Source organism: bacterium Scap17, from assembly GCA_013376735.1.
GTDB lineage: Bacteria > Pseudomonadota > Gammaproteobacteria > Pseudomonadales > Halomonadaceae > Cobetia.
Genome location: VINJ01000001.1, coordinates 423,629 through 435,215, shown reverse-complemented (window position 1 = coordinate 435,215; position 11,587 = coordinate 423,629). Strand labels below are relative to the sequence as shown.

The 11,587-nt window shown below is 65.2% G+C and carries 10 protein-coding genes; 1 reads left to right on the top strand and 9 read right to left on the bottom strand.

What is annotated here, in order from left to right:
• Positions 1 to 42: 42 nt before the first annotated feature.
• Together FLM52_02015 and smc are read right to left on the bottom strand one after the other, a co-directional pair.
• Entirely contained in the window at positions 43 to 1,308 is a 1,266-nt protein-coding gene (locus tag FLM52_02015; GenBank protein ID NVN54580.1) for a hypothetical protein, read from the bottom strand.
• A 260-nt stretch (positions 1,309 to 1,568) separates the two neighbouring features.
• On the bottom strand, positions 1,569 to 5,090 hold the full coding sequence (gene smc, locus FLM52_02010; GenBank protein ID NVN54579.1) for a chromosome segregation protein SMC: 3,522 nt from the start codon (positions 5,088 to 5,090) through the stop codon (positions 1,569 to 1,571).
• Between smc and FLM52_02005 the strand changes: the two genes are divergently transcribed.
• Complete coding sequence (locus FLM52_02005; protein ID NVN54578.1) at positions 5,071 to 5,373, top strand: hypothetical protein; 303 nt, start codon at positions 5,071 to 5,073, stop codon at positions 5,371 to 5,373. The genes smc and FLM52_02005 overlap by 20 nt on opposite strands.
• On the opposite strand, the gene ccmI is transcribed toward FLM52_02005, so the two are convergent.
• The 7 genes from ccmI to FLM52_01970 form a co-directional block, all read right to left on the bottom strand.
• Entirely contained in the window at positions 5,363 to 6,730 is a 1,368-nt protein-coding gene (gene ccmI / locus FLM52_02000) for a c-type cytochrome biogenesis protein CcmI (protein ID NVN54577.1), read from the bottom strand. The two genes, FLM52_02005 and ccmI, sit on opposite strands and share 11 nt — an antisense overlap.
• The gene (locus FLM52_01995) at positions 6,727 to 7,218 is read right to left on the bottom strand and encodes a cytochrome c-type biogenesis protein CcmH (protein ID NVN54576.1); all 492 of its coding nucleotides are present in this window, start codon (positions 7,216 to 7,218) and stop codon (positions 6,727 to 6,729) included. Before FLM52_01995 ends, ccmI begins: the two co-directional genes overlap by 4 nt.
• A gap of 53 nt (positions 7,219 to 7,271) precedes the next feature.
• Positions 7,272 to 7,850 (bottom strand): DsbE family thiol:disulfide interchange protein, encoded by a 579-nt coding sequence (locus FLM52_01990; GenBank protein NVN54575.1) that lies wholly within the window; start codon positions 7,848 to 7,850, stop codon positions 7,272 to 7,274.
• On the bottom strand, positions 7,847 to 9,847 hold the full coding sequence (locus FLM52_01985; GenBank protein ID NVN54574.1) for a heme lyase CcmF/NrfE family subunit: 2,001 nt from the start codon (positions 9,845 to 9,847) through the stop codon (positions 7,847 to 7,849). Before FLM52_01985 ends, FLM52_01990 begins: the two co-directional genes overlap by 4 nt.
• Positions 9,847 to 10,353 (bottom strand): cytochrome c maturation protein CcmE, encoded by a 507-nt coding sequence (ccmE, locus tag FLM52_01980; protein ID NVN54573.1) that lies wholly within the window; start codon positions 10,351 to 10,353, stop codon positions 9,847 to 9,849. The genes FLM52_01985 and ccmE overlap by 1 nt, the downstream gene beginning before the upstream one ends.
• Positions 10,354 to 10,434: 81 nt before the next feature.
• On the bottom strand, positions 10,435 to 10,686 hold the full coding sequence (gene ccmD / locus FLM52_01975; protein NVN54572.1) for a heme exporter protein CcmD: 252 nt from the start codon (positions 10,684 to 10,686) through the stop codon (positions 10,435 to 10,437).
• An 11-nt stretch (positions 10,687 to 10,697) separates the two neighbouring features.
• Positions 10,698 to 11,465 carry a heme ABC transporter permease gene (locus FLM52_01970; GenBank protein NVN54571.1) on the bottom strand — a complete coding sequence of 256 codons (768 nt, stop codon included), beginning with the start codon at positions 11,463 to 11,465 and terminating at the stop codon, positions 10,698 to 10,700.
• Positions 11,466 to 11,587 lie beyond the last annotated feature (122 nt).

The window sequence follows — 11,587 nt, the reverse complement described above, 5'->3', positions numbered from 1 at the left end:
TATGGCATGACTGGTCGACTCAGAGAATGGCTGGGGAGTCGATCAGTTGGCCTGGTAGCGATGCAGACGATTGCGACGCTCGAACTCATGCACCTGCTGGCGCTTGAACTCGATGGTCTGGGCCGTCATCACGCTGTGGTTCTCGTCTTTCAGCTCACCGCCCAGACGCCGCACCAGCAGCATGGCGATCTCGACCATGGTCTCGAAGGCGGCGGAGGTGTCGTCCGCGCCCGGCAGCGGCATCAGGAAGGTGACGCCGTCGAGCTGGCTTTCCACCATCTCGGCCGGCTTGAAGATGCCCGGCTTGACCACGTTGGCCATCGCGAACTGCAGCGGGCTGTCGTCGTCATCTTCCTCGTGACGCAGGAACAGCCCCATCTCGGAATGACGCAGACCACAGGCCAGCGAGATGCCCAGCACGTCTTCACCACTGAAACCTTCGTCGCCCCGCGCCATCACCGAGATGATGATGACTTCACTGGCATCGGCCAGGGTGTCACGTGCGAGCTGGTCATCGACCTGATTGCGTTCGGCACGCAGCACCAGCGGATGACGATCGTCCTCGGGGGCTGTGGCATCGGCAGCAGGCGCGGCGGCCGCTTCCAGTGAAGGTTCCTGGCGCTGGGAAGCACTGCTGGCGCCATCGGCCGGCTTGCCAACGGACGACGCCTCGGCCTTGGCATCCTGACCTTCCTCGATCTCGGCCATCGGCTCGAGATCATCGGCCTGGGTGGAGGAGACGCTGATGCTGTCATCCTCGGCGGTGATCACCGGCTTCTCATGGAAGTCGTCTTCGCGCGCCGTCTCGACCTGCTCACTGGAGGCGCTGCCGAGCACGGGCTCACGATGCGCATCGTCGTGCTCATGCTCGTCATCACGCCGTGCGCCCAGACTGGCCGTCACGTCGCGCATTGACTGGCTGGCACGCGCACCGAAGGCAGCCGCACGCTCGCCGAAGCCCTTGCGCTCCGTTGCTTCACGACGCTCCATGGGCTGCACCGGACGACTCGGTTGAGTAACCCGCGAGGCCTTGATGCCGTGCGCATTGTCGAGCACGACATCTTCCTCGGCCTCGGCATGCGTCCCGGAATCGCCAACCACCCGGTAGCCGCCGTTCGGCAGCTCCCAGTTGTCACGTTCTTCCTCTTCTTCCACCGCGGGATTGCCCGCATCGTCGGTGGAATCCTCTGTACCCGCTCGATCCAGTCGGGGTACTCGACGTTGACGTTGGAGCCTGCGCACACCGTCAACGACGATGATTGCGACCAGCACCAACCCCAACAAGATGAGCCACTCTCTCAATTCCATGGGTCATTAGCCTGTTTGCTTGGGCACCATGCACGTGAACAGCATAGCGCGATTGCAGAAAAAGGGGACATTTTTTCGAATGTCAATCCTGTGGTGGTGACCTGCGCAATCGCCCTTCAATTATCCCTGACTGACACTATGACGCAAACTCGTAGTGCTTTCGATGTCTAGATGCAACACGATCTTGCCAACCAGGCCGCCAAGGCGGCCACTGGCTACCGCGCCGGAGGATGACCTTGCCCTCCTGAACGGCTTTTCCCTCACGCTTCGGCAAGCACGGCAGCTTCTTCTATCCCTACAGAGACAAGGCGCGAGACGCCGGGTTCCTGCATGGTGACGCCCATCAGCCGATCTGCCGCTTCCATGGCGATCTTGTTATGGGTGATATAGATGAACTGTACGCTTTCCGACATCTCCTTCACCAGCCTTGCATAGCGTCCGACGTTGGCATCATCCAGCGGCGCATCCACCTCATCGAGCATGCAGAACGGAGCGGGATTGAGCTGGAAGATGGCGAAGACAAGCGCCAGTGCCGTCAGTGCCTTCTCGCCGCCTGACAGCAGGTGGATGGTGGAGTTTTTCTTGCCCGGTGGCCGCGCCATGATCGCGACTCCCGTCTCCAGCAAATCATCACCCGTCAGCGTCAACCATGCGGTTCCGCCCCCGAAGATCTTGGGGAAAAGCGCCTGGATTCCGGCATTGACCTTGTCGAAGGTTTCCTTGAAGCGCACCCGTGTTTCCTGGTCAATCTTGCGGATGGCGCGCTCGAGAGTCTCCAGCGCTTCGCTCAGCTCGGCATGCTGGGCTTCCAGATAGTTGCGACGCTCGGCCTGCTGGTCGTATTCCTCGATGGCCGCCAGGTTGATGGCCCCCAGCCGCTTGATGCGCTCGCCGATCTGCTCGAGATTGTGACTCCAGGCCGATTCAGTGGCATTGGGGTCCAGCTCGTCCTCGAGCTGCGCGATCGCCGCCTCGTCATAGCCCAGTTCCACCAGTTGCTCGTCCTGCGCATCGCCCTTGAGGGTCAGCGCCTGCACCTGCATGCGGCCTTCCTCGAGGCGCTGGCGAATCCCCTCGAGATTGCGCTCATGAGTCTGACGCGCCTGCTCCGCCTGACGCATCTGTTCGACCAATTCATGAGTCTTGTCACGACAGGCGTTGAGCTTGGTTTCCTGATACAGACGCGTCTCGAGCAGCATCTCGAGCTTCTCGCGCTCTTCTTCCTGCGGCAGCGAGGCTTCTTCACGGCTGGCCTCGAGCATCTCGATGCGCTCGGCGAGCTTCTCGCGCTGCTCGACGGCTCGCATGCGCTGACCCTGCATGCCGTCACGTTCGGTGGTCAGGCGCTGACGCTCCATGTCGAGACGGTTGACCTGCTCACGCGCTGGCGCCAGCTGGGCACGCAGCCCGGCCAGCGCTTCCTGATGTTCGCGCCGTGAACGCTCCAGCGACTCACGTGACTGGGCGTTGTTCTCGACCGCCTCCAGTGCCTGCTGCCAGCGCTCGCGCGCCTCCTCCAGCGTCAGGGCCTGAGTCTCGCGCGTTTCCGCCAGCTGCTCGAGCTCCTCATCCAGCTCACGAGCGCGACCATCGACATGCTCCAGGCGGCTGGCGATGCCGGCTTCCTTGAGACTGAGTTCACGCTGGCGCTCGCCCAGCTCGCGCTCTTCGACGCGCAGATGCTCGAGCTGCTGCTCGGCGCCGGCAATCTGTTCCGCGGCTGCGGCCAGGCGCGTCTCGATCTCCTCGAGACGCTCATCCAGTGACTCGAGCTCCAGCACGACCTGCTCGAGGCGCGCTCGCTGGGCGATGACGCTATCGGCACGCTCACCAGCCACCTGACGGCGACTCCAGCCCTGCCCCAGCCACAGGCCATCCGGCGTCAGCACGCTCTCGTGCGCGGCCAGCGAGCCACGCCTGGCCCAGGCGGCTGCCTGCGACTCGACACAGTGGATGCTGGCCAGCCAACCGGTCAGGGCATCCGCGCCGCTCACCTGCGCCGCCAGTGTGCCTTCTGGGCGGGCTGCCGCGCTGGACGCCGGCGTGCCATCGATCAGCAACAGCTCGCCGCCGGGCAGCTCATCCATCAGCGTGGCCAGCCGCGACGGCTCGCCCGCCGCCAGACGCGCCTTGAGGAAGGGGCCCAGTACCCAGGCACTGGCCGATTCCCAGCCCTCGGCGACCTCGAGCCCCTCGGCCAGCGCCGGGGTCTCGGCGAGCCCATGCTGCTCCAGGTGGCTCGCCAGACTGTCATCGTCGTCACGCAGCGCCGCGTCGATCAGCGCCTCAAGCGAGGCCTTCTCGCCCTGCAAGACATTGCGACGCTGGCGCAACTGATCGCGCTCACCATCCAGCGCCAGACGATCGGCCTGAGCCTGCTCACGGGCTTCACTGGCCTGCTCGCGACGCGACTCCAGTGATTCGCCGCCCAGCGACAATTCATCGAGCTGCTCGCGCAGCTCTTCGCGGGCTTCACGCAACTCGGCGACATCCGGCAGCTCCGCCAGCTGCTGACGACGGCGCTCGCGCTGGCGCTCGGCGTCGGCGATGGCATTCTCGAGCTGCTGGATCTCGCTCTGGGCCCGTTCGGCGCCACGCTGGGATTCGTTGTCGGCCTGACTGAAGCGCTCCCACTCGCTCTGGCTGTCCTGGCGGCGCTCTTCGGCCTCTTCCAGTGACAGCTCGAGCCCTTCGAGGGTCTCGCGGGCCAGCTCGAGTTCCGGGGCGATGTCTTCCAGGCGTGCATCGATCATCTCGAGGCGCTCGCCGTCCTCGCCCTCGACGCGCTGGATGTCGCTCAGCTCGCGCCTGGCCATTTCGAGGTCCGTCGCCAGCTGCTGTTCCCGGGTGCGGGCGTGCTCGAGGCTCTGCTCGAGGCGCGCGATCTGGGCACCGGTCTCATAGAAGGCGGCCTGATGGGTTTCCAGCTCACCGGCCAGCTCGTCGTGCTGATAGCGCTGCTCTTCCAGCTGGCTCTCGCACTGACGCTGACCGAGAATCTCGCGCTCGACGCCGGTTTCCAGCTCCGCGACACGTGACTGCTGCTCGCGCTGCTGGGCACGCAGGCCCCGTCGACGCAGCACGGCCAGCTCGCCCTTGAGGCGGTATTCATCCTGCTTGAGGGTCTGATAGCGCTTGGCGGCCTCGGCCTGACGCTTGAGGCGCTCGAGCTGCTTGTCGAGCTCCTCACGCAGGTCATCCAGGCGCTCCATGTTCTCCTGGGTGCGCTTCATGCGATTCTCGGTCTCGCGGCGGCGCTCCTTGTACTTGGAGATGCCCGCGGCTTCCTCGAGGGTGCTGCGCAGGTCATCCGGGCGCGCCTCGATCAGCTGCGAGATCATGCCCTGACCGATGATGGAGTAGGAGCGCGGCCCGAGGCCTGTGCCGAGGAAGACGTCAGCGATATCACGCCGGCGACATTTCTGGCCATTGAGGAAGTAGCCGGACTGGCCATCACGCGTCACAAGACGCTTGACCGCTATCTCGGCATACTCGGACCAGGCGCCACCGAGGCTACCGTCGGCATTGTCGAAGGTCAGCTCGATGGAGGCCTGCCCCACCGGCTTGCGCCCGGTGGAGCCATTGAAGATGACGTCCGTCATCGACTCGCCACGCAGGTTCTTGGCGCTGGACTCGCCCATGACCCAGCGCACAGCGTCGATGACGTTGGATTTCCCGCAGCCGTTGGGGCCGAGAATCGCCGTCATGTTGCTGTCGAAGGGCACGGTGACCGGATCGACGAAGGATTTGAAGCCGACCAGCTTGATCGATTTGAGCCGCATTGCGCCTGGCGCGTCCTTGAGTCTGGAGAAAGAAGATCTGGAAAAGCAGGTTCTGGAGCAGGAAAGCCTGATGTACCGCGGCGTCGCAGGTCTGCCAGGTCGCGCCCGCACCGTCGACCGTCGCAAGGTAAACATGTCCTTACGACGAGACAGCCGGTCATCGAGGGTATTTTCGAAAAACCAGCGCGCAGTCTACCCAAAAGCGGCGATGGCCCCAACCGGCGCAATGACAAACGAAGCCGTCATCGCGCGGGCCAGAGGCCAATCGCGGCTTACTGAGTGACGCGGTGATCGATGCGCAGTGCCAGCGGCGCCTGAGTCGCATCAGCGCCTTTCTCGCCGCCGGCATCAGCACTGCGGGTGACGATGACATTCTCGAGCTTGCCTTCGAGATCCCCCGGCTGCGCCGTCGGCTGGCCGGAAGCGGAGATACGCGCCACGAGATCGACGCGCTCGGCCATCGAGAGCCGCGCCATCGGGGCCATGGCGTTGTCGTCCGAGAGCGTGATCGTCAGCGGCAGCCTGTCCGCGGTGGTGCGCACCACCGCCAGCGGTGGCAGCTTGCCTTCGGTGTCGCGTGCCACGATGAACAGGGTCGTCGCAGCGGCGTTGGCCGGCAGCGCCGCCAGCTGCGCCTCGAGTGCCGGGTCCAGTGATACCTCGAGTGTCAGCCGGGCAGCGCCCTCTTCATTGGCCAGAGCTTTCGCGCCCTGAGCATCGGCCGCAAGCTGATCCGTCGCTACCGAGCGCTCCAGCGCGACCGACGCATCGACGTCTCCTGCACTGGCCATGCGCTGACGCGCGGCCTTGATACCTTCGCGCAGTGCCTTGGCGGCATCGGGATTCTCGAAGCCGGCAATCGCCTTGCGCCAGTAATCGATGGCCTCGGGATAGCGGGCATGATCGAAGGCCTCGATCCCGAGCAGGCCAAGTACCGTCGGCTGACGCGGATCGTCCGCCAGCACTTCATCGACCAGCGCCTGGACCTCATCGGTCAAGGTACGCTGGGCGGCGAAGAACTTGAGCTGCGCCAGCTGCGCGATCAATGCGGGCACGCGGCCTTCGAGCGCGATCAACGCCTCGAGCGACTGCATGGCCTCATCGAGACGTCCGGCATCGCGGTAGAGCGGGAACAGCGCCATCCATACCTTGGCGTTGTCGGGCTGGGCTTCGGCCTCGGCGCGCAGCCGGGCGATGCGCGCCTCGAAGCTGGCGGCATCATGGATCGGCGTGGCGGCAATCGCCTGCGCCAGCGCCAGGTCCCCGCTCGCGCCTTCGCGCTGATACCAGAAGAGCGAGCCCGCCACCATCGCCACCAGCAACACGGGCACCAGCACACGGCCGCTGCTGGCCGCCTTGAGCGGAGAGCGCTTCAGGGATTCAGCATCTTCCAGCAGGCTGCGTTCCAGCTCGACCCGCCCTTCCGCCAGCGCCGTGTCATCCAGCTCGCCGCGCGCATGGCCGCGCTCCAGCGAGGCCAGTCGACGCCGATAGACACGCACGTTCTCGGCGCCGAGGCTGTCGTTGTCCTCGAACGCCTGCTGATCGGCATGCACGTGACGCGCCCGCCGCAACGGCAGCAACAGCAGCCAGCCGGCGGGAATCAACAGCACGGCAATCGCCAGCCATAACAGGATCATGAGCGCTCCTTGGCAGTGTGTTGCCCAGCGCCGGGTCGCTCATCGCCGGACTGGCGGTGCGTGGCGAGCAGCGCCGACAGGCGCGCCTGCTCATCATCATCCAGCGCACGCACACTCGCACGCCGCCGAGCACGCACGATCAGCGTCACGACCAGCAAGCCGAGCAGAATCAGGACGGCCGGACCGCCCCACAGCAGCCAGGTGCGCCCATCGAGGCGCGGGTTGTAGAGCACGTACTCGCCGAAGCGCGCGACCATGAAATTCTGGATCTCGCTGTCGCTGCGGCCGTCCTTGAGCAGGTCCGCCACGTTCTGGCGCATGTCACCGGCGATGGGAGAGTCCGAGTCACCGATCGCCTGGTTCTGGCACTTGGGGCAGCGCAGCGCGGCAGTCAGGCTGTCGTAGCGCTTCTGCAGCACCGGATTGTCGAACTGATGCATCTCGATGGCGGCATGCGCCTTGCCGGCAGACAGCCAGGCAAGAAACATCAGCACCACCAGCGCCTGCACCAGCGGGATGGCGACACTCCTGAGTACGGACTTCATGAGCTGGCCTCCTCATCGGGCGTGCTGGCGGCGTCAGGCGCGGGCTCTGCAATGCGTTCAAGCGTCGGCAGGATGACGTCGCGGACATCTTCGGGCCGGATGTAGCCGGTGTGGTGATAGCGGATCACGCCCTCGGCATCGACCAGGAAGGTTTCCGGTGCCCCATAGACGCCAAGATCAAAGCCCAGGGTGCCCTCGGGGTCGAACAGATTGACGCTGAACGGGTTGCCGAATTCCTCCAAGAACTGGCGGCCCTTGGCGCGAGTGTCCTTGTAGTCGACGCCGACCATGTGCACGCCGCGGCTGGCGAGATCCAGCAGTTGCGGCATCTCATGCTTGCAGGTCGGGCACCACTCGCCCCAGACGTTGACGAGGCTGACCTGCCCCTTGAGCAGCGAGGCATCGAGGCGCGCCTGCGGCTCACTCAAGGTGCTGAGCGAGAATTCGGGGAAGGGCCGCGACAGCAGCGCGGAGTCCCGCGCGTAGGGGTCATCATCGAGGCGCTGGTAGAGGAAGGCACCCAGCCCCACCACGACCACCAGCGGCACGAACAGCACCAGACGACGAAGATTCATGGGCGAGCCTCCTGTGTGGTGATAGAGCGGGTGTCAGACGCCGTGCTGGCCTCGACACGGCGGCGATAACGGCGATCCAGCACGGCGATCACACCGCCCGCCCCCATCAGCAGGGCGCCCAGCCACAGCCAGCGCACGAAGGGTTTGACCTGGATGCGTACCGCCCAGCTGTCGTCATCCAGCTTCTCGCCCATGGCGACGTAGAGGTCACGCGTGAAGCCGGCATCGAGCGCGGTCTCGGTCATCGGCATGCCGCTGGCCAGGAACAGACGCTTCTCGGGATGCAGTGTCGTCACGGGGTCACCATCCCGGCTGACTTCCACCGTGGCGCGGTCCGACAGGTAGTTGGGGCCGCGATATTCGCCAAGCTCGGTCATGCGGAACTGATAGCCGCCCACGCTGACCTCCTTGCCCTGCACCATGCGTACGTTCTCGGCGACCTCGGTATTGGAGACCAGCGTCACGCCGACGATGGTCACTGCCAGCCCCAGATGCGCCAGTTGCATGCCCCAGTAGCTGGGCGTGAGGCGCTTGAGCCCCGCCCAGCGCCCCGCCTTCGAGGCACTCTTGTCCCACAGGTCGCGCAGCAGCGGCAGCACCACCCACAGCGCGATGACCAGCCCGAGTGCCACCGGGAAACTCCACTCGATATCCAGCGTCAGTGGCAGCAGGCCACCAATGACGAGTGCCGCGCTGCCGGCCAGCGCAAGACGACGCGTAAGCTCGCGGCCCGGCATCTGCTTCCAGCGCGAAGCCGGCCCGAGGCCCATGAAGGCACACAGCAGCGTGGTCAGCGGCACGAACAGCGCATTGAAGTACGGCGGGCCCACCGAGATCTTGCCCAGCCCCAGCGAATCCAGCACCAGCGGATAGAGGGTGCCCAGCAGCACGGTGACCATCATCACCAGCAACACGAGATTGTTGACCAGCAGGAAGGCATCCCGCGACAGCCAGTGAAAGCCCAGCGTCGAACGCACGCGCGGTGCGCGCAACGCGAACAGCAGCAGCGAGCCACCGACGGTGATGCCGAGCAGCACGAGGATGAACAGCCCGCGGTCGGGGTCACTGGCGAAGGCGTGCACCGAGGTCAGCACCCCGGAGCGCACCAGGAAGGTGCCCAGCAGTGACAACGAGAAGGCGAAGATCGACAGCAGTACCGTCCAGCTCTTGAAGGCGCCGCGCTTCTCGGTGACCGCCAGCGAATGGATCAGGGCGGTACCGGCCAGCCACGGCATCAAGGAGGCGTTCTCCACCGGGTCCCAGAACCACCAGCCGCCCCAGCCGAGCTCGTAGTAGGCCCACCAGCTGCCCAACGCGATGCCGACGGTCAGGAAGGCCCAGGCGATGTTGGTCCAGGGGCGCGCCCAGCGTGCCCAGGCGGCATCGAGGCGCCCGCCCATCAGTGCCGCCATCGCGAACGTGAACGCCACCGAGAAGCCCACGTAACCCATGTAGAGCATCGGTGGGTGGATGATCAGCCCGATATCCTGCAGCAGCGGATTGAGGTCCGCGCCGTCAGCCGGCATGTCCGGCAGCAGACGCGCGAAGGGATTGGAGGTCAGCAGCACGAAGGCCAGGAAACCGGTGGAGATCAGCCCCATGATGCCCAGCACCCGTGCCAGCATGTCGCGCGGCAGATGGCGCGCGCCCAGCGAGACGGCAAAGCCCCAACCGGCCAGTATCAGGCTCCACAGCAGCACCGAGCCCTCATGACTGCCCCAGACGGCACTGAACTTGAAGTACCACGGCAGCTGGCTGTTGGAGTTGTTGGCGATGTAGGCGACGCTGAAATCATCCAGCAGGAAGCTTGCCGTCAGGCAGGCATAGGCGATCAGCACGAACAGGAACTGCCCCCAGGCCATCGGCTGGGCAAAGCTCATCCACAGCGGACGACGCGTACTGGCCCCCGCCAGCGGCACGACAGCCTGCACACAGGCCAGACAGGCACCCAGAATCAGCGCGAAGTGGCCGATTTCCGGCAACAGTTGCGTCACCATCACGGGGTCTCCTGCGGATCGATCGCGGCCTTGGCAGCGCTGCTGTCGCTGGCCAGGTTGCCCGTCCTGTTACCAGAGACATCGCGCCCCGAGGCCTTGAGTGCATCGGATACCTCCGGCGGCATGTACTTCTCGTCATGCTTGGCCAGCACCTCGCTGGCCTCGAGATGATCACCATCGAAGGTGCCCATCACCACCACGCCCTGCCCTTCACGGAACAGGTCCGGCAGGATGCCCTGATAATGCACCGTCACGTCATGATCGAAATCGGTGACGGTGAAGATGGCATCCAGCGTCTCGTTGTCACGCCTGACACTGCCCTCACGCACCATGCCGCCCGCACGGATCTGCCGCCCCTGGGGCGCTTCGCCGCTGGCGATCTGCGTCGGGGTATAGAAGGCGTTGATGTTGGCGCGCAGGGCATAGAGGGTCAGACCCACCGCGAGGGCGGCCAGCAGCACGATGGCCGTGACGATATACAGGCGCTGCTTGCGTTTGGGAGTCATGGTCAGGGCTCGGTCAGGGCAAGGGACGGTCAAGCCTCTCGCGGTCAGCGGGACAACCGCCGCGGGAGGAAGAAAACGGGTTCAATCACGAGAGGTGCGGCGCGAAGCCTGATGTGCCGAACGATGCGCAGCGTGGCGTGAAGCAGGGTGCGAAGAATGACGGGAAGCGTCACGGCGCAGCCGGCGACGGATATCCGCCTCCAGCGCGCGACGCGACATCCGCGTGGCGATCACCAGCCCCATCAGACATGCCGCCGTCAGCCCCCAGGCCGACCACACATACAGCGCATGGCCGCCCATGGCGAAGAACTCGCTGACACTCGAGAAGGCGATGCCCGGCAGGTTCATGATTTATCCCCTTCTTCCGCGACCACCGCAGCATCGGGGCGCGCACGCGCAGACGGACTCAGCAGATCACGCACCCACTGCTTGCGACTCTCGCGCCTCAACACCTCGACCCGCGTGCGCATCAGCACCAGCGCGCCGAACAGGGCGTAGAAGCCGATCACCATCAGCAGCAGCGGAATCCACATGCTGGCCGGCATCGGCGGCGCTTCGCTGAGCGTGAAGGTGGCCGGTTGATGCAGTGTGCTCCACCAGTCCACCGAATACTTGATGATCGGGATATTGACCATGCCGACCAGCGCCAGGATCGAGGCCGCGCGCGAACCGCTGTCACGGCTGACGAAGGAGCCACGCATCACGATGACGCCCAGATACAGGAACAGCTGAATCAGCATCGAGGTCAGCCGGGCATCCCAGATCCACCAGGTGCCCCAGGTGGGAATGCCCCACACCGAGCCGGAAAACAGTGCCAGCGCTGTCATCAGGGCACCGACGGGCGCGGCGGCCGTGGCCACCATGTCCGCCAGCTTGATCTTCCACACCAGGAAGAGCAGCGCACACACCGCCAGCAGCATGAAGCACGACTGGGCGAGAATCGCCGCTGGCACATGTACATAGATGATGCGGAAACTGTTGCCCTGCTGGTAGTCGGCGGGCGCGAAGGCCAGCCCCCAGACACTGCCGGCCACCAGCGAGATGATCGCCAGCGCCCATAGCCACGGCAGCCAGCGCTGACTGGCCGCGAAGAAGGTCGCCGGCGCACCCATGCGATGCAGCCACGGCCATAGCCCGCCCTTGCGGGGACGAACCTTGCGGGCAGGCGCTTGAGGAGAGTCGGAATCGGCGGTCACACGGGCCTCTTGTCAGGGGCAATGAAGAGCCTTGCGAA

Coding starts and splice junctions, on each gene's coding strand:
- ccmI (NVN54577.1), bottom strand. CDS start 6,730: ATGATCCTGTTATGGCTGGCGATTGCCGTGCTGTTGATTCCCGCCGGC.
- FLM52_01970 (NVN54571.1), bottom strand. CDS start 11,465: ATGGGTGCGCCGGCGACCTTCTTCGCGGCCAGTCAGCGCTGGCTGCCG.
- FLM52_01995 (NVN54576.1), bottom strand. CDS start 7,218: ATGTTTCTTGCCTGGCTGTCTGCCGGCAAGGCGCATGCCGCCATCGAG.
- FLM52_01990 (NVN54575.1), bottom strand. CDS start 7,850: ATGAATCTTCGTCGTCTGGTGCTGTTCGTGCCGCTGGTGGTCGTGGTG.
- ccmE (NVN54573.1), bottom strand. CDS start 10,353: ATGACTCCCAAACGCAAGCAGCGCCTGTATATCGTCACGGCCATCGTG.
- FLM52_01985 (NVN54574.1), bottom strand. CDS start 9,847: ATGGTGACGCAACTGTTGCCGGAAATCGGCCACTTCGCGCTGATTCTG.
- FLM52_02015 (NVN54580.1), bottom strand. CDS start 1,308: ATGGAATTGAGAGAGTGGCTCATCTTGTTGGGGTTGGTGCTGGTCGCA.
- smc (NVN54579.1), bottom strand. CDS start 5,090: ATGCGGCTCAAATCGATCAAGCTGGTCGGCTTCAAATCCTTCGTCGAT.